The organism is Halococcoides cellulosivorans (assembly GCF_003058365.1).
Lineage (GTDB): Archaea > Halobacteriota > Halobacteria > Halobacteriales > Haloarculaceae > Halococcoides > Halococcoides cellulosivorans.
Genome location: NZ_CP028858.1, coordinates 1,575,259 through 1,592,226 on the forward strand (window position 1 = coordinate 1,575,259; position 16,968 = coordinate 1,592,226).

Genomic DNA, 16,968 nt, shown 5'->3' on the forward strand with positions numbered 1-16,968 from the left:
GTGGGTCAGGGCTATGAACATGCTCGTCGACGGTGAGTGGCGCACCGACGCGTATCAGATGACCGATGATGACGGCAACTTCACCCGTCAGCAGACCGCGTTTCACGATCGCATCGAGGACGACCCCGACGCGGAGTTCCCCGCCGAGGCGGGCCGCTATCACCTCTACGTCTCGTATGCCTGCCCGTGGGCGCATCGAACCCTCCTCGTCCGCGCGCTGAAAGGCCTGGAGGACGCGATCTCGGTCGACGTGGTCGACTCCTACCGTGGCGAGGACGGCTGGCAGTTCAGCCCCGAGCGAGAGGGCTGTACGACCGATTCGCTCTACGACAGCGACTATCTCCGCGAACTGTACGTCGAGGCCGATCCCGATGCGACCTGTCGGGTGACCGTGCCCGTGCTCTGGGATACACAGACAGAAACGATCGTCAACAACGAATCGAGCGAGATCATCCGGATGCTCGACACCGAGATGGGCGACGTCGCAAAGCGAGACGTCGACCTGTACCCCGAGGGCTATCGCGACCGCGTCGACGAGGTGATCGAGGCGATCTACGAGCCGATCAACAACGGTGTCTATCGCGCGGGCTTCGCGGGTTCACAGTCCGCCTACGACATGGCCGTCCGCGAGGTGTTCGACGCGCTCGCGGAGTACGACGCGTTGCTCGCCGACCAGCGCTATCTCGCGGGCGATCGCCTGACCGAGGCCGATATCTGCATGTTCACGACGCTCGTGCGGTTCGACGAGGTCTATCACACTCACTTCCGCTGCAATCGCGCGCACGTTACGGACTTCGAGCATCTCTGGGGGTATCTGCGTGATCTCTACCAGACGCCCGGGGTCCGGGAGACCGTCGAGATGAGCCACATCAAAGATCACTACTACCGCACCCACCCCGATCTGAACCCCAAGCAGATCGTCCCGATCGGGCCCGATCCAGAGTTCGAAGCACCCCACGACCGGGATCGACTCCCGGGTGGGCCGCCCGCGGCGCTGGAGTAATGCGGACGAGGGGGCCTCGAACCTGGAATACCGGGCCTTCTTGGGGTCGCTCATACAACGACGCCGCATGAGCCGAGCCGTCACCCTCGGTGGATTTGCACTCTTTTTGCTCGCGACTGCCGTCCTCGCTGGGGGCGTCGTGCTCACATCGGTCGGGAGCGCCCCGTCCGTCACGATCACGGACCCCGACCCCAGGGTTTTGATCGGGCCGGACTCCCCCAGCGAGGGGACTGATGGGGTCGTCACCTGTACGTCGACTGGCCCACCGCCGGGGTCGTACACCGTCACTGGAACCGTCACCCTCCAGCGGGGTGACGCAGGGGTCGGCACCGCCGCGGTCGATCTCACGGTGCGCGTTGGGAACGTCTTCCAGACGACCAGAACGGTCGATCTCGAATCGATAGAGCGCGTGATGCTGTACGAGGTCACGCCAGCGGATGCATCGATACCGCCCGGCCAGTCGATCGACGTTCAGATCACGGCCAGTCACGACGGTCGCACGCTCGATCGAACCACGGTGACCGTCGAGTCCCGGCAGGTCGAGGGCTGTTTCGACGAGTCCTGAACCGCCGGAGAGCGGTCTCCACGGATCCCGCCCGGTCGGCTGTGGCCGTCGGCCACTCGTGGTCCATCGAACGGCAGAATCGCAGGACGGATAAACGGCCGTTGACTACCGTCGAGTGCCTGCGAGCGAGGGTAGCCAAGCCCGGAAACGGCGGCGGACTCAAGATCCGCTCCCGTAGGGGTCCAGGGGTTCGAATCCCCTCCCTCGCATCGCAAGATGCGGGAAGACCCGGCGGAGCGGTCTTCCCTCGCACCATTTCACATTCATCCAGCCACATCTCCGCCGATCCGCTCCCGTAGGGTCCTCGTGAGCGAGGTAACGAGCGATCGAGGGCTCGGAAGACGTTCGAGCGGAGCGAGGCCCGACCGAAGTGAGGGCCTCGACCTGCGAGCGGTGAAACCGCGAGCGGAGCGAGAGCGTCTTCCGGTGGTCCAGGGGTTCGAATCCCCTCCCTCGCATCGCAAGATGCGGGAAGACCCGGCGGAGCGGTCTTCCCTCGCACCATTTCTCATTCCAGAGTGGCGATGCCGTATTCTCAGTGACGCTTCTGTAGCGGGATTCGAATCAGGGAAGGGAGCGAGCGAAGCGAGCGGACTGACCGTGGCTCGAATCCCCTCGCCCATCGCAAGATGCGGGAAGACCCGGCGGAGCGGTCTTCCCTCGCACCAGTAATTCCCGGAGTGGCGAGGCCGGGCAATCGGGTGAGCTCTGCCCGGGGGGAGTGGAACCATGCTTTTGATACCGCCACGACCGAACGGTTCGACGATGCGCATCTCGACCGCGGTCTCGTGGCTCGTCGTCTGCGCGGGCGTCGCCGCCCTCGGCGCGGTCGTCTGGACGGACCGGGTCGCCCGCGCGGTGGTCCCGCGCGCCGTCGGCGCTGGCCTCCTGGCCCTGCTGGTCGGCGTCACGCTCGGTCGGCTGGCGTCGACACGAACCCGCCAGGCCAGTACGGGACTCGGGGCGCCGCGCGTCTGGCCGGTGATCGTGATCGGTGGCGTCCTCGGGAGCGCGGTACTCGCCACGATCGGCGCGCTCGGCGGCGGTCTCGTGGCCCTCCCGATCGTCGAGGCCCCATTGACCGTCGAAGCACTGCGAACGACCCCGCTCGTCCGTCGGGCCGCGCTGGCTGGTGTCGTCCTCACCCACGCGCTCGCCGGGGCGGCGGGCCTCACGACACTCGCACACACGATCACACCCGGCGATCGGGTCGCGGCGACCGGGCCCGCGATCAGCCTCGCAGCGATCGCCGCCGCGGGGCTGGCACTCGCTCCGATCGGGACGGTCCCGATGGCGGGCCTGACGGTCGCGCTCGGGGCCCTCGGCGTCGGGCTGTACGCTCGCGCCCCGATCCGGGCGCTTCTCGATCGTCTGGGCCTGGACGCACGGGTCCTCCCGGCGCGCAGCGAGTGGGCCCACGACGCCGCCGACGCCGAACGCGCCCATCGCCGGGCTCAGAAGCGTGCGCCACCACTCGACATCGGAGAGACGACGAGCATCGTCGTCCAGGAACGCCTCGACGGCGGGCGACAGCTTCGCGGTGTGTACGAGGACTTTCAGGTCTTCGTCAAATGGGACGTGCCCCCCGACTGTGCGACCGGCGAGACGATCTGTGTCCGGATCGAAGACTACGGCACGAACGACGCCGGCCAGCGCACGAGCGGGCAGGCCCGCTTTCTCTCGCGTGGGGCCTGCTAGACACGACAACGCCTGCAGAAAACGGCGACGTCGCTCAGGCCGACTCGTCGGCCCGCGGGAAGTGCTCGATCGTCGCCGCGCGGAACGACTCCTCGTCGAACTGGTAGTCGCCGTCGAGCGTGTCGACGACGGTGTGGGCGTCACGCATGGCGTTTTTCAGGCAGGTCGACGCTCCCGGGGAGGGCGTAATGTTGAAGACGATGTTCTCCCCGACGATCTTGGCCTCGCCCATGTCCAGGCTCTTCCGTGAGGTGTCGACGATCTGCGGGCGGACGCCACCGTAGCCTTTCGCCCGGGAGATATCCGCGAGCGTGGCCTCTGGCACGACCTTCTGGACGTGCGGGAGGAACTGTCGGGGCCCGATCTCGGGCAGATCGTAGAGGAGATTCTTCAGCACGTAGGGGAGGAGCACGCTGTCGGCCAGCACGTTCGCGTAGCTGAGCATGGCCGCGGGGCTGAACCCGAACACGTCGAAAAAGTCCGGCACCGTCGAGAGTCGGCCGCGTTCGAGCGCGGGCACGAGTTTCGCGGTCGGCCCGAACCGCGTGATCGAGGGGTCGTGAACGTCGGCGTCGCCGTGGACCGCCGCGAACGGGAGTTTCTTCATCTGAAGCGTGTACACCTTGCCGTCGAGGAAGTCGCGAGCGGTGAAGAAACTGCCCGCGACCGGGAGGAGGACCTTGTCCTGGCCGTAGCCCAGTTCTTTGGCGATCTGGAGGCTGTGCGATCCCGCGGCGACGACCGCGGTCGAGCAGTCGAACCGTCCGTCGGTCGTGGCCATGGTGTAGCCGTCCCGCGTGGGCGTCACGTCCGTGACTTCGGTGTCGGTGTAGACGTCGACGTGGGACTGATCGCGGACTGCATCGACGAACGATTGGGCGGTCGCGCCGTAGTCGACGACGTAGCCGTCGGGCGTCTGGAGTGCGCGCAGCGTCGTTTCCGGCGGTCGCCCCTCGACGACGGCGGGTTCGATCTCGCGAATCTGTTCGCGATCGATCGGGCGGAGTTTCGGGAACAACTCACCGAAGCCCTCCTCGTCGTACCGCCGGTCGAGTGTTCGGGCCTCCTCGTCGCCGACGCCGAGCACCATCTTCGAGCGCCGGTCGTGGAACTCCCGGTCGGGGTCCTGGGCTTCGAGATAGCCCGCGAGCAGTTCCGCGCCCTCCTTGACGGAGTCGGCCTTCTCGAGGGTGTAGTTCGTCTCGATGTCGCCGAAGTGAAGCGTCTGGGAGTTGTTCGTGTGATGAGAGTTGATCGCGGCGATGTCGCGTTCCTTTTCGATCAGGGCGATCGACTCGACGTCCGTGAACTGCCCGACGGTGTAGAGCAGGGATGCGCCGCTGATCCCGCCGCCGACGATGACGAGGTCGTAGGTTCCAGCCATTGGTATGCGAAGAGTCGGACCCGACCGTGATAATGTCTGGCCAAGCGGTGGCTGTCGCCCCTGGCCGGTCCAGATCACCGACGACTCTCTGGGGGACCGACAGGGTATTGGCCACCACACTCCTCCCGTCCTGTATGACCGATGCCACCCGCCGTGCGGCGATGACCGAACGGGCCGCCCGCGCCGGCGGTGCCGTCGCCCGGGAGGCGTTTCGTGGGGCCTACGAGACCGAGACCAAAGACGGGAAAAACGACCTCGTGACGACCGCCGATCACGAATCCCAGCGCCAGATCGTCGCGACCGTCACCGAGGAGTTCACCGACGAACCGTTCGTCTGTGAGGAATCGCCCGACGGGCCCGCCGCGCCGACCCCCGCGGTGATCGACACCGACCCGGTTCCCGCACCCGACCGCCTCGAAGCGGTCCCCGAGACGGGGCCGGCGTGGGTCGTCGATCCGATCGACGGCACGAACAACTTCGTCCGCGGCCTGCCGACCTGGACGACGAGCGTCGCGAGCGTCGTCGACGGCGAGGTCGTCGCCGCGGCGACCTACCAGCCCACGACGGGTGACAGCTTCACCGTCGGCCCGGACAGCGCCACACGGGACGGCACTGCGCTCGCGGTGAGCGAGCGGACCGATCCCGAGGCCTTTACGGTCGCACTCACGGGGCTGTACGGCAGCGATCCCGCGATGATCGGTGGCCTCGTCGAACAGTCGGGCGAGGTCTTCGGTGATTTCCGTCGGCTGGGCAGCATGCAGGCGACGCTCGCGGCGGTCGCTGATGGCGGCCTCGACGGCTGTCTGACGCCCCACGACACGAACCCCTGGGACACGATGGCCGGCGTCGCGATGGTCCGGGCCGCGGGCGGGGCCGTCACCGACGTGACGGGTGAGCCATGGACGCCCGAAGCGACGGGGCTGATCGCCTCGAACGGCGCGGCCCACGATCGGTTCGTCGCGGTCGCTGAGCAGGCGATACAGATCGGACCGGAAGCCTGAACTGCGGGGCCGTCGGGGTTCCGACATGGATTATTCGCGTCTCGACCTCGTCCGCGCCTGGATCGCGACGGCGGTCGCCGGGCTCCTCGCGTTGGGCGGCGGATCGCTGCTCGCGCCGGGGATCGTCTACGATCGGTTCGTCTGGCAGTACTTCTGGGGCCCGGTCGTCGCGGACGCCCACGACGCCCAGTGTGCGATCCGGTCGGGTGGCGACGTCGTCACCCACACCACCGCATCGGCGTGTACCGCGGGTGCCGACGCCGTTCTCGCCCGGCCCGGCTACACCATCGTCTCCGAGGTCGGCTACGCCATCGTCGGTATCTTCGCACTGCTCGGCGTGTTGGCCGTGCTCCGCCGCCTCCAGATCGGGACCGACCGTCGCTTCGTCGGCGCGCTCGTCCCGATGATGCTGTTCGGGGGCTTTCTCCGGACGATCGAAGACGCCAACGACGCGGTGATCACTGCGACCGACGGCGCCGGCGCGTGGATCGCCTACCCGCTGAACACGATTCTCATCAGCCCGGTGATCTACGTGACGGTGTTCGTCGTCGCGCTGGCGGGCATCGTCGTCTGTCTGTGGCTCGAACGCCACGACTACGTCGAGCGGTACACCACGCCGCTGGCCGCCTACGGGGCCGCCGCGCTCGCGATCAGCCTGATCGTCCTGGCGTGGGGCGTGCTCGTCCGCCCCGAGATCGGCTTCTATCCACAGGTGCCGATTCTCACACTCGGGCTCGCGACCGCGATCGCGGTCGGGATTCATTACGCACTCGACCGGTGGTGGCCCGTGGTGACTGCCGGCACGGGCCTGGCCGGCCTGGCCGTGCTCTGGGGGCAGGCCGTCGACGGCGTCGCGAACGTCATCAACGGCGACTGGGCGAGTGCGCTCGGCCTGCCGGTGACCTACACGCCCAAACACCCCGCGAACCGCATTATCATCGACGTGACCCAGGCGATCTTCCCGGCGGACGTGGTCGCGATCATCGGCACGTCCTGGCCCTTTTTGCTCGTGAAACTCGCCGTCGCGATCGTCGTGCTCTGGCTGTTCAACGAGGAGTTCATGGACGAGAGTCCACGCTTCGGCGTCTTACTTCTCATCGCGATCGTCGCGGTCGGCCTCGGGCCGGGGACGCGTGACATGGCGCGAGCGACGATCGGGATCTGAGCGCCGGGTTCGAATTTTCGATCCGGAGGATCGTATCCTACGGGAACGGGTGTCGGTCGCGGTCGAGTCGGGGTTCGAACCCCATCGAGACGGGCACCTCGCGAGCACGCTCACCGAACGGCACGTCGGATTCGGCCCACGGCTGTGCGCCGGGGACGATCGCTCGGGCCGCCGCAAGCCCCATCGTCGCGACGTCGGGCGGGGTGAGATCGACGGCGTACGCGTCGAGATCGACGTCCGCGAGCCGGTCGACGAGGCTCTCGACGGGAGCGTCCGTGTCGACACCGAGGCCGGCGGCCGGCACCGACCGATCCGGATCGAGCAGGTCCTCGACGGCCGGCGGTCGATCGGCGTACGGAACGTGCCCGCCCGCGGCCTCCGAACGCCCGATGCGGCGCAGTTCCATCCAGTTCTGGACGGCCTCGCGGAGCGCGTCCTGGGCGGCGGCGACCGGATCGAGCGCCGCGGCAGTCGCGATCGAAAAGGCCGGCCACTTCTCGCGGTGGAGTGCGACGGCGACGACGGGGACGTCGACGTCCTGGGTCACGAGCAGTGTGGTCACCCGACAGTCGCTGGTCACCCGACCGACGAGTCGGTCGAACCGCTCGTCGTCGATATCCAGGCCGAGCGGATCGGCCGACGAATACCAGAACAGCATGGCGGCGTCGCGCTCGATCACTTCGAGCAGGCCACGGCGGATCGCATCAGGGCGGTCGTCACCCAGCGCGAGTCCGGTCGTCGTGCCCCGACTGTCCGCGGGCGCGGGATAGACGACGCGGTCGGCGGGGACGGCGACGCGCGCGTCGTCGCTCAGCCGGCGGCCCGACAGCCACCCGGCGTCGGGGTCGCTCGGCGCGACGAACGCCGCCGGATCGACGCGCTCGTCGGGCACGGCGCGTCGGTCCTCGGGCGTGACCGTCGCGGCGGCGTAGCGTTCGTAGGCCTCACCGAGCGCGGCCATCGAGGCGTCCTGCCAGTCGGGCGCGACGCCGGCGGCCTGGAGACGCGGCGTGCGATCGAGAAAGCCCGACGGATCGGCGAGTTCGGCCAGATAGTAGGGCAGCGGTTCGGTTTCGAGTTCGCCCGCGGAGGTGACGATCCCGACGCGGTCGTCGCGGCCGATTTCGGCGCGCTGAAGCGGGGCCATCGAGTCGTCGCTCGTCGGGGGAACGGTGCCCTCTCGGCAGTCACAGCCTGGAACGGGTAACAGTCGCCGTTCGGCGTGGGGTGATTCGAGGACGCGATCGATCGGATCGCCCGCCCCGGTCAGGAGGTCGTACGCCTGCCGGGCGGCACTCGCACCCGCGAGGTGCGCGATCGGTTCTGTGACGTCGTCGACGGTTGCCTCGTCGGTCGTCGCCGCGACGCGATCGCACAGACACGCATAACAGGGCGACCCGTCGAACGCCGTGATCGCGAATTCGACGACGCCGTGGCCCGCGATCCCACCGAGTTCGACCGCGAGCCAGGGGATCGCGTGCTCACGACAGCGTCGATCCACGTCGTGAAACGCCTCGGATCCGGACGCAGCGATCGCGATCACACAGTCGGCGTCCGCGACGCTGGCGGTCTGTTCGACGTCGAAATCGGTCTCGGCAAGTGCACTCCGGGCGGCCGATGCGGCCGGGCCAGTACTCAGAATGGCGACGTCCATATGCGGGCGACGACCGGGGGGACCAAAACAGCGGCGTCAGGAACCAGAGGAGAGGAGACTCTGGGCGACCGACGCGAGTTCGTTGCTCTCGGCCCGTTCGAGGCGGTCGTCACCGACCATCAGGCGCAGTCGCGGGCGACCGACGTCGATCGGGACCTTCTCGGTGTCGATCAAGCCCATGTCTTCGAGTTGGGTCTTCGTTCGCGAGAACGTCGCCTTGCTCGCGAGGCCGACGTCTTCGCCCCACTTCGAGATGTCGTAGAGCAACTCGCCGTTCTTGGCGGCGGCGAGCAGACTGATCGTCACCTCGTCGAGGCCGTCGCCGTCGCCTCGTGCGGTCTGGAGGCTGTCGAGGACGGCGTCGAAGTCCTCGGCGGTGTCCGCGCTGATGTCGGCGGACAACGATTCCCGGACGCGTGTGAGCGGCGGCGTCCGCAGCGAGTACTCCTCGGCGGCGTCCCACCGGTCGCTGTAGTACGACCAGGTGTGATCGACGAACGCGTCGGTCGCGGTCTGGATCCCGGCGAACTGGTCTCCGACCGCAGTGATCGAGACCACGCGGTCGTCGGTGACCACCAGCGAGTTCATCGGCGGTTCGTCCAGGATCTTGATGGTCAGTCGGTCGTCGACCGAGAGGTCAGCAGCGCGACTCGCGACGAGGAAGTCGTCCATGACGTCCTTGAGCGGCCGTTCCGCGACGAACAGACGGACGCTCGGGGGGTCGACCGTCCCGTCGAGAACACTCATGAGCTCTCTGATTGTTTCGCGTGAGGGGTTGACGACGAAGACGTCGTCGGTGGCGTCGATCGCCGCCGACAGTACCTCGTCGGTCGCGCCCTCCAGGAGGGTTTCAGTTGCCATGCGATAGACATAGTTACACGATGCTTGCATTTAATCCCATCGGCCATCTTAGATTTATTTCAGAGTTATGCAACGACAAGGGCTGACGGCCCCCATTGCCATCCCTCAAGTACCCGATTTCAGACCTATCGGAATACATTACCTCTATCGATGTTCGAAGCCCCTCTCTGTGGGTCGGCCTATCCCGATGAAGATGATATATAGGTCGACGAACGCGCCCGTCACCGTCCGCGCGTCGAGCCAGGTCGCTATTTTCCGCGACTGATACTGGATGCGAGATCCCCCCGGCCCGAATCAGCGAATTTCGGTGACTAACTCCTCAGACCAGTTGAATTCGCCGTTATAGATGACTGGCAGCGACGAATCTTCGAGTATCGGGAGTAATTCTCGGGCGCGCATGGTCCGCTCTGTATCCTGTCCGAACAGATACGGTTCGTCACCGAACGGTGGTTCGTGGAGTCGACCGACACTCCGTGCGGGGACGGTCTCGTACGAGACCTCGAAGGCCTCGCCCGCGTCTTCGAGCCAGATCACGGCGGGGTGAGCGGTCGTCGGGACGAGCGCGTCGGTGCCGTCACCGACGACGGCGTAGTCGGTACTCATCATGATGCGGCGTCGAGCGAGTTGCATCGCTCGGCCGATCGAGAAGCCGTGCATCAGGAGTTTCGCGAACGCCGTGCCGACCTTCGCGGCGTGTTCGTCGAGGACCGCGCGGAGCGTGGCCGCACCCGCGACGCTCCCGGCCTCGACGAGGCCCAGGCCCTCTTCGTAGGAGCCACACGCGTTGAGGAAAAAGGATCGCGTCCGCGAGCGCTCGATTTCGGTCGTCGAGAGGTAGCCGTCCGCACACTGCAGGCCCTCGGGTTCGCAGTGGCCGATGTAGTGCAGGAAGTCCGCCCCGGATTCGATGCGCTCGCGAAGTTCGGCTTTCGTCAGCGAACGTGCGATCGAGACGTCGATCGGCATGTCTTCGGCGCGCTCGCGGTAGATGTCAGCGACGGCGTCGTGTTCGCCGGCCATCTCGCCGTCGTTGAGTACGAGATCGATCTCGAAGGTGTCACTCGCTCGCGTGCGGTAGTCGGTCCGATTGAGATACGCCGATCGGGTCGTCTTGAACGCGTCGAGTGGCGTCCCCGGCGCGAGCCAGGCAGTGACGCGACCGCCACTCTCCGAGGGTTTGACGACCGTCGAGGGGTTCGCACAGTCGAGGTCACACGTCGATCGGGTGAACCCCTCCGAGAGGCTCTCGTCGAGCAACGCGGCCTCGTCGAGTTCGGTCGCGTCGGGCAGGCGGATCAGACTCAAGTCGTCGAGCAGATGGGAGAGCACGCTCGCGTTCCCCGGCGTCGGATCGACGAACGTCGAGAGGTGCCACTCGGGCAGTCGGTCGGACAGGTCCTCACCCGCGACCGCGAGATACCGTTCGAGACGGGCCGCCGAGTCGAGTTCGCGGACGTGATCGGCGTCGAGATCGATGGCGTCGAGGATCGGCGCGTTCGTCGCGTCGGTCGCGCCGGTATCGCGCACGAGACAGTCAAGATAGAAAAACTGGCGAAGCAGGTCACCAACCTCCTCTTGACAGTCGGGGACGGCGGCGAGGTCGTGATCGACACGCCCGTCACGCGTTCGGAGATGTGGGTGATCGACGGCGGCGACGCGCAGATCTGCGGCGAGATAGAAGGCCAGCGGTGCGAGCACGAAGACGCTCTCCAACTCGTTCGGAACGAGCAGTTCGATGCCGGTCTCGGGGGTCTCGGATTTGATGGCCGGTGGGATCGATTCGGTGTTGCCGACCTCGATGGCGGGGAGTGGGTCGCGGTGGGCCGGGTGTGAGCGAGCGGGGGATGTCGTCCGGTGGGCCGACCCGAGGTGAGTCACCGCGCGGGCGATGCCCCTGGGCGTGCCAGGCACTCGCATCCGGTCGTCGGCGTCCCCACCGGGCTGGACGATGATCGTGACGGCGGTCGGGTCGGGAAATTCGATCCGGGCGCGCTCGTCGTCGATGTCGACGGTCGCCGGGCCGCGGAAGGTCAGAACGGTCCGCAGTTCGTCGGGCAGGTCCGGGCCCTCTGGTTCGGCCGCAACGGTCGCGGCCCCCGGTCCGATCGTCGCGCGCTCTGTGACCGGTTCGAGTCCGTCCGAATCCGCCGAGGAGACCGTGACACTCCCGGCGGGGAGTTCCAGCCCCGTCGTCGTCACCGGAATCGTCTCGCGACCGGACGGTGTGTCGAGGTCGTGTGCGCCCCCCTGTGCACTTGCCGTCGTATACAGAGCGGAGAGCGAATTCTCGTCGGTCTCGATCCCGAAGGTGAGATCGTAGTCCGACGAGTCCGTCCCCGCATCTGTCACCCCCCAGGTGACCATGCTGGAATAGTATTTGGTACGTTCGCGTATATACTCTGTGGTACTCGTAACCACGAAATTCACACGAAGGCGATAAGCTGAGAACGGCCGATATCTGGGACTTGAGGCTATATTTAGCATATTCAATCAGTAAATGATTTTCCCGATGCGTTATTCCTACCGATCTATAGTACGTAATATTATATTACGGCCGCCGGCTGCCAGAAGACGTGCGCTTATTGTGGGTGGGGGTCGGACCGATTCATATGAACGGACAGGACCTGTCCACGGTCGACCCGGAGATCGCAGACGCCGTCGCGGCCGAGCGCGACCGCCAGAACGACACCCTCGCGATGATCGCGAGCGAGAACCACGCCAGCGAGGCCGTCATGGAGGCCCAGGGCACGACGCTCACCAACAAGTACGCCGAGGGCTACCCGGGGTCGCGCTATTATGCCGGCTGTGAGAACGCCGACACCGTCGAAGAGCTCGCGATCGAGCGCGCGAAAGAACTCTGGGGCGCCGATCACGTGAACGTCCAGCCCCACTCGGGCAGTCAGGCCAATCTCGGCGTCTACCTCGCCGTCCTCGATCCGGGCGACAAGATCCTCTCCCTGGATCTGACCCACGGTGGCCACCTCAGCCACGGCCACCCCGCGAACTTCGCGGGCCAGGTCTACGAGGTCGAACAGTACGAGGTCGACGAGGAGACTGGCTACGTCGACTACGAGGCGCTCGCCGCTCACGCCGAGCAGTTCGACCCCGACATGATCGTCTCGGGGTACTCCGCGTACCCCCGCGAGGTGGACTTCGGGCGGATCCAGGCGGTCGCGGACGACGTCGACGCGCTCCATACGGCCGACATCGCTCACATCACGGGCCTGGTCGCCGCGGGCGTCCACGAGTCGCCGGTCGGTGTCGCGGACTTCGTCACGGGGTCGACCCACAAGACGATCCGCGCGGGTCGGGGCGGAATCATCATGTGCGACGAGGAGTACGCCGACGCGGTCGACAGCGCCGTCTTCCCCGGCGCGCAGGGCGGCCCACTGATGCACAACGTCGCGGGCAAGGCCGTCGGCTTCCACGAGGCACTCCAACCCGAGTTCACCGAGTACGCCGAACAGGTCGTCGCGAACGCGAAGGCGATCGCCGACCAGTTCCAGGAGCGCGGCCTGGAGGTCGTCTCCGGGGGCACCGACACCCACCTCGTGCTCGTCGACCTGCGGCCCTCCAACCCCGACACGACGGGCAAGACCGTCGAGAGCGCGCTCGAATCGGTGGGGATCGTCCTCAACGCCAACACCGTCCCCGGCGAGACGCGCTCTTCGTTCAACCCGAGCGGCATCCGCGCGGGGACGCCGGCGCTGACCACCCGTGGCTTCGGGGAGTCGGAGTGCCGTGAGGTCGCCGACCTCATCGCCGACGTGGTCGACGCGCCCGAAGACGACGCCACCCTGGAGCAGGTCTCGGAGCGGGTCGACGAGTTGACCGACGCGTTCCCGGTGTACGAATAGCGGCTCTCGGACCACCGTCCAGGCCGATCACCCGACGGCGCGTGTCGGCCCGCATCCCCGACCGAAAGGCGATTTGTCCCGGCGACGCTACCCGACGTGTGTCCGAGGAGCCCTCTGTCGACCTCGATCCCGACGCCATCACCGAGATCGCGACCGCGCTCGGCCGGGCCGTCCTGACTGCCGACGCGGTCGCCGACCACCTCGGCGTCTCGCAGGCCGTCGCGAGCGACGCGCTCGACCGTGCCGTCGAGCGCGCGTTCCTCGACGCGACTCGCGTCGAGGACACGCGCGTCTACGTCCCCGCCGACCTGCTGGGTCGCGTAAAGCAAGAGCGGATCGTCACCTTCCCCGACCGTCGGGAGATCGTCGTCGATCAGCCCGACCAGTTCACACGTGCGCAATTGTCCCAGTTCGCCCGTCTCGCCGACGTGAACGGGTCGGGTGGCTATCGCTACGAGATCACGTCCGCGGACGTCTGGGCCGCGCCGGTCGACGACGCCGACGCGCTGGTCGCGAGCGTCCGGCGCGTCCTCGGTGGCCTCGACGAGACGCTCGAATCCTGGCTCAGATCGCAGTACGAGCGCGCACATCGGTTCCGACTCCGCACCCACGACGACGGCTACGTCGTCCTCGAAAGCGACGCGGCCGATCTGATGGGCAACGTCGCCCGCCAACAGCTCGACGACCACCTCCGGGCGGAGCTGTCCGACACCGAGTCCTGGGTCGCAGAAGAACGCGTCGCAGACCTCAAACGGACGCTGTACGAGGCGGGCTATCCCGTCCAGGACGACCGCGACCTGGAGGCGGGCGATCCCGTCGCGGTCGATCTGAACGTCGACCTGCGGGACTACCAGCAGACGTGGGTCGACGCGTTTCTCGACCAGGGCGCGGGCGTGCTCGTCGGCCCGCCCGGCAGCGGCAAGACCGTCGCCGCCATCGCGATCCTCGCAGCGATCGGTGGCGAGTCGCTGATCCTCGCGCCCGGGCGCGAACTGCTCGAACAGTGGCGCGAGGAACTGCTCGCCCGGACGGACCTCGACGACTCACAGATCGGCCTGTACCACGGCGACGCCAAACAGCGCCGCCCGATCACGATCGCGACCTACCGCACGGCCGCGATGGACCGGCATCGACACCTGTTCGACGACCGCGAGTGGGGGCTGATCGTCTACGACGAGTGCCACCACGTCCCTGCCGACGCGCTCCGGCGTTCGACGACCTTACAGACCCGTCACCGTCTCGGCCTGACCGCGACGCCCGTCCGGGAGTCCGACGACGAGCGCGAGATCTTCTCACTGATCGGCCCGCCGATCGGCACCGACTGGGAGGCGCTGTTCGATCGAGGCTTCGTCGCGCGCCCGACCGTCGAGATCCGCTACGTCGAGTGGGATCGCGACGATCGCGACGCCTACGTCGCCAGCGAGGGCCAGGAACGCCGTCAGTTGGCCGCGAGCAACAGTGCGAAGATCGACGAGATCGAGCATATTCTCGCCGCGAACCCCGCGGCTACGGCGCTGATCTTCGCGGACTATCTCGATCAGGGCGCGGCCATCGCAGAGCGACTCGACGTGCCCTTCTGTAGCGGCGAGACGCCCCACCATCGGCGGCAGGCCTTGCTCGAAGACGTCCGGGAGGGCCGCCGCGACCGACTCGTGCTCTCCCGGGTGGGCGACGAGGGGATCGACCTGCCGGCAGCGGATCTCGCGATCGTCGCGTCCGGCCTCGGTGGGTCACGCCGGCAGGGCGCCCAGCGCGCGGGTCGGACGATGCGGCCCACGGGTGGCGCACGCATGGTCGTCCTCGCGACGCGGGGCACGCGCGAGGAAGAGTTCGCGCGGAATCGCACGCGGCACCTCGCGGGCAAGGGCGTACCCGTCACCGAACGCGACGCGGTGACGACCGTCGAGGAGTGAGGGCCGGGCGGAGAACGGTCGTTGCAGTTTGCGTCCGCCACCCCAATCGTTATTACCCAATACACGAATTATGAATTGTATGTCGACAGCCGCCGGCGATCCCGAACGCGCCGTCAACGGCCTCCTCTCGGTCGCCCAACTCCTCGAAGACTCTCGATTGGCTCGTCTGTATTCGTTCGTGCTTCGCGAGGGCGAGTCGACCATCGACGAGATTGCTGACGCCCTGGAGATGCCCCGAACGACTGCGTACTCGGACACGGGGACGCTGGTCGATCTGGGGGTCCTCTCTCGCGACGAGACACAGAAGACCCACACCTATACCGCGATCCCGATCACGCTCACGGCGACCCTCGATGGCGACGAGTACACAGTGACGCCGACGTTCATCGAGGCGGTCGGTCGTTCGTCACGCGACCAGGACCTCGACCTCCTGCTCGAAAGGCACGGACTCGGGAAACTCGCGACGGCGTTGACCTACGCCGTTCCGTACGCCGACGGGTCGCTCTCCGAACGCGTCGCGGCACGCGAACTCGATCTTCAGAACGCGTTCGCCATCGCCGTCTTGCACGCGCTCAGAGAGGTCGTCGAGGACATGCGGACGGTCGATCCGTTCATCGGGGACATCCCGAGTGCGCGCGACCAGCGGCGTGACGATTGAGTGGTATCGATGAGTGAGCCGTTCGATCCGATGGGCGAGGCTGTCGTGTGGATCGCAGATACGGGACTGTTCGTCGCCTGTGGTCGCCAGCAGAACGCCAAATACACTGCACTCGAACAGTTCGCGCGGCGGAACGATCTCACGTTCGTCCTCCCACAGCGCGTGTATGCTGAACTCACCGATGCACCGGTCCGGAGTACACCCGGCGAGACTCCGATCGACGACGCGATCGCAGCGGGGTGGGTGACGGTCGCTGAGGAACCAACGTATACCGATGGAACGGTCGCCCGTGTGATGGACGACGCGCGACGCTCCATCGCCCAATCCTCGAATCGACGGGACGACCAGATCGAAAAAGCAGACACGGCACTCGCGGCCGTCGCGGCCGAACGCCTGTCCGACGAGGCCGAGTTCGCGTCTGTCGTGACGACCGATGTCGACGCCGGCGAGGCGACCGTCACGGCACTCGCGGCGAACGGATTCCAGGATCGGGTTCGGTTCAAAGACGGATTCGAGTTGATCGAAGAGATCACCTGATTCGATCGCTCCGGGGGGTATGTGCGCGTCGATCAGACTGTCAGAACAGTAGACTCGCAGATGGCGCGCGAATGGTCGTGCTCGCGACCCGGGGCAGGCGTGAAGAGGAGGTCGCGCGCAATCGGACCCGTCAACTCGCGAGGGGGGGGTGCCCGTCACAGAGCGCGACGCGGTGACGACCGTCGAGGAGTGAGGGCCGCACCCGGACGGTCGGCCACGTTCTCCCCTCCCCTCGACCGCTGGACCTTTGGTGTGGTGGTCTGAACGACCGACACGATGACCGACGCGCTCGACCGGGCCCGCGAGAACGTGGTCGAAGTCGTCCCGTTTCTCGTCACAGCCGTCTGGCTGGTGGCGCTCTTGACGGGACAGGAGTGGTGGCTCCCCGCGATGCTCGTCGGATACATCGTCGTCGTTCCCACGACTGCGATACTGTTCGGGGACGAAGAGGAGGTCGACGAACAGGTCGACGGAGAGGTGTCCAGCCCCCAGGCGTCTTCGGAGGCGGACGACCCACTCGACACGGCGAAACGACGATACGCCAGCGGCGAGATCGGTGAACGAGAGTTCGAACGGATCGTCGAGCAGTTGCTCGACACCGAGGAGTACGACCGGGCGGATCGCGTCGGGGCCGAAGAGATCGACCGGCAACTCGAATACGAGCGCACGTAA

At 66.9% G+C, this 16,968-nt stretch carries 14 protein-coding genes and 1 tRNA gene; 11 read left to right on the forward strand and 4 right to left on the reverse strand.

Annotated features, from left to right (window positions below; all coding sequences use genetic code 11):
- The first annotated feature begins 13 nt into the window (after positions 1 to 13).
- The 4 genes from HARCEL1_RS07775 to HARCEL1_RS07790 all read left to right on the forward strand — a co-directional run bounded on the left by HARCEL1_RS07775 (position 14) and on the right by HARCEL1_RS07790 (position 3,266).
- Positions 14 to 1,003 carry a glutathione S-transferase family protein gene (locus HARCEL1_RS07775; RefSeq protein ID WP_108382052.1) on the forward strand — a complete coding sequence of 330 codons (990 nt, stop codon included), beginning with the start codon at positions 14 to 16 and terminating at the stop codon, positions 1,001 to 1,003.
- A gap of 67 nt (positions 1,004 to 1,070) precedes the next feature.
- Complete coding sequence (locus HARCEL1_RS07780) at positions 1,071 to 1,568, forward strand: hypothetical protein (protein ID WP_108382055.1); 498 nt, start codon at positions 1,071 to 1,073, stop codon at positions 1,566 to 1,568.
- Between the two features lie 125 nt (positions 1,569 to 1,693).
- Positions 1,694 to 1,777, forward strand: a tRNA-Leu gene (locus HARCEL1_RS07785).
- A 556-nt stretch (positions 1,778 to 2,333) separates the two neighbouring features.
- The gene (locus tag HARCEL1_RS07790) at positions 2,334 to 3,266 is read left to right on the forward strand and encodes a hypothetical protein (RefSeq protein ID WP_108382058.1); all 933 of its coding nucleotides are present in this window, start codon (positions 2,334 to 2,336) and stop codon (positions 3,264 to 3,266) included.
- Between the two features lie 34 nt (positions 3,267 to 3,300).
- Here HARCEL1_RS07790 and HARCEL1_RS07795 read toward each other — a convergent pair whose 3' ends face one another.
- The gene (locus tag HARCEL1_RS07795) at positions 3,301 to 4,650 is read right to left on the reverse strand and encodes an FAD-dependent oxidoreductase (RefSeq protein WP_108382060.1); all 1,350 of its coding nucleotides are present in this window, start codon (positions 4,648 to 4,650) and stop codon (positions 3,301 to 3,303) included.
- Positions 4,651 to 4,784: 134 nt separating this feature from the next.
- Here HARCEL1_RS07795 and HARCEL1_RS07800 point away from each other — a divergent pair, with 134 nt between their 5' ends.
- Positions 4,785 to 5,651 (forward strand): inositol monophosphatase family protein, encoded by an 867-nt coding sequence (locus HARCEL1_RS07800; protein ID WP_108382062.1) that lies wholly within the window; start codon positions 4,785 to 4,787, stop codon positions 5,649 to 5,651.
- Between the two features lie 25 nt (positions 5,652 to 5,676).
- Positions 5,677 to 6,816, forward strand: a complete 1,140-nt coding sequence (locus HARCEL1_RS07805; RefSeq protein WP_108382065.1) for a DUF63 family protein — start codon at positions 5,677 to 5,679, stop codon at positions 6,814 to 6,816.
- A 37-nt stretch (positions 6,817 to 6,853) separates the two neighbouring features.
- On the opposite strand, the gene HARCEL1_RS07810 is transcribed toward HARCEL1_RS07805, so the two are convergent.
- The 3 genes from HARCEL1_RS07810 to HARCEL1_RS07820 all read right to left on the reverse strand — a co-directional run bounded on the left by HARCEL1_RS07810 (position 6,854) and on the right by HARCEL1_RS07820 (position 11,695).
- Positions 6,854 to 8,470, reverse strand: a complete 1,617-nt coding sequence (locus HARCEL1_RS07810) for a YcaO-like family protein (protein WP_108382067.1) — start codon at positions 8,468 to 8,470, stop codon at positions 6,854 to 6,856.
- Between the two features lie 36 nt (positions 8,471 to 8,506).
- Positions 8,507 to 9,331: a transcriptional regulator TbsP gene (gene tbsP, locus HARCEL1_RS07815; RefSeq protein WP_108382070.1), complete on the reverse strand. Its 825-nt coding sequence runs from the start codon at positions 9,329 to 9,331 to the stop codon at positions 8,507 to 8,509.
- Between the two features lie 294 nt (positions 9,332 to 9,625).
- The gene (locus tag HARCEL1_RS07820; RefSeq protein ID WP_108382072.1) at positions 9,626 to 11,695 is read right to left on the reverse strand and encodes a hypothetical protein; all 2,070 of its coding nucleotides are present in this window, start codon (positions 11,693 to 11,695) and stop codon (positions 9,626 to 9,628) included.
- Between the two features lie 245 nt (positions 11,696 to 11,940).
- On the opposite strand from HARCEL1_RS07820, the gene glyA reads away from it, so the two are divergent.
- From glyA to HARCEL1_RS07845, 5 genes are all read left to right on the forward strand, one after another.
- Positions 11,941 to 13,188, forward strand: a complete 1,248-nt coding sequence (gene glyA, locus HARCEL1_RS07825) for a serine hydroxymethyltransferase (RefSeq protein WP_108382074.1) — start codon at positions 11,941 to 11,943, stop codon at positions 13,186 to 13,188.
- 98 nt (positions 13,189 to 13,286) lie between these two features.
- Positions 13,287 to 15,101 (forward strand): DEAD/DEAH box helicase, encoded by a 1,815-nt coding sequence (locus tag HARCEL1_RS07830; RefSeq protein ID WP_174182922.1) that lies wholly within the window; start codon positions 13,287 to 13,289, stop codon positions 15,099 to 15,101.
- Between the two features lie 79 nt (positions 15,102 to 15,180).
- Positions 15,181 to 15,759 carry a DUF7437 domain-containing protein gene (locus tag HARCEL1_RS07835; protein ID WP_108382079.1) on the forward strand — a complete coding sequence of 193 codons (579 nt, stop codon included), beginning with the start codon at positions 15,181 to 15,183 and terminating at the stop codon, positions 15,757 to 15,759.
- A 9-nt stretch (positions 15,760 to 15,768) separates the two neighbouring features.
- The gene (locus HARCEL1_RS07840; protein WP_108384166.1) at positions 15,769 to 16,296 is read left to right on the forward strand and encodes a hypothetical protein; all 528 of its coding nucleotides are present in this window, start codon (positions 15,769 to 15,771) and stop codon (positions 16,294 to 16,296) included.
- A 276-nt stretch (positions 16,297 to 16,572) separates the two neighbouring features.
- Entirely contained in the window at positions 16,573 to 16,968 is a 396-nt protein-coding gene (locus tag HARCEL1_RS07845) for an SHOCT domain-containing protein (RefSeq protein WP_108382081.1), read from the forward strand.

Coding starts and splice junctions, on each gene's coding strand:
- HARCEL1_RS07775 (WP_108382052.1), top strand. CDS start 14: ATGAACATGCTCGTCGACGGTGAGTGGCGCACCGACGCGTATCAGATG.
- HARCEL1_RS07780 (WP_108382055.1), top strand. CDS start 1,071: ATGAGCCGAGCCGTCACCCTCGGTGGATTTGCACTCTTTTTGCTCGCG.
- HARCEL1_RS07790 (WP_108382058.1), top strand. CDS start 2,334: ATGCGCATCTCGACCGCGGTCTCGTGGCTCGTCGTCTGCGCGGGCGTC.
- HARCEL1_RS07795 (WP_108382060.1), bottom strand. CDS start 4,650: ATGGCTGGAACCTACGACCTCGTCATCGTCGGCGGCGGGATCAGCGGC.
- HARCEL1_RS07800 (WP_108382062.1), top strand. CDS start 4,785: ATGACCGATGCCACCCGCCGTGCGGCGATGACCGAACGGGCCGCCCGC.
- HARCEL1_RS07805 (WP_108382065.1), top strand. CDS start 5,677: ATGGATTATTCGCGTCTCGACCTCGTCCGCGCCTGGATCGCGACGGCG.
- HARCEL1_RS07810 (WP_108382067.1), bottom strand. CDS start 8,470: ATGGACGTCGCCATTCTGAGTACTGGCCCGGCCGCATCGGCCGCCCGG.
- tbsP (WP_108382070.1), bottom strand. CDS start 9,331: ATGGCAACTGAAACCCTCCTGGAGGGCGCGACCGACGAGGTACTGTCG.
- HARCEL1_RS07820 (WP_108382072.1), bottom strand. CDS start 11,695: ATGGTCACCTGGGGGGTGACAGATGCGGGGACGGACTCGTCGGACTAC.
- glyA (WP_108382074.1), top strand. CDS start 11,941: ATGAACGGACAGGACCTGTCCACGGTCGACCCGGAGATCGCAGACGCC.
- HARCEL1_RS07835 (WP_108382079.1), top strand. CDS start 15,181: ATGTCGACAGCCGCCGGCGATCCCGAACGCGCCGTCAACGGCCTCCTC.
- HARCEL1_RS07840 (WP_108384166.1), top strand. CDS start 15,769: ATGAGTGAGCCGTTCGATCCGATGGGCGAGGCTGTCGTGTGGATCGCA.
- HARCEL1_RS07845 (WP_108382081.1), top strand. CDS start 16,573: ATGACCGACGCGCTCGACCGGGCCCGCGAGAACGTGGTCGAAGTCGTC.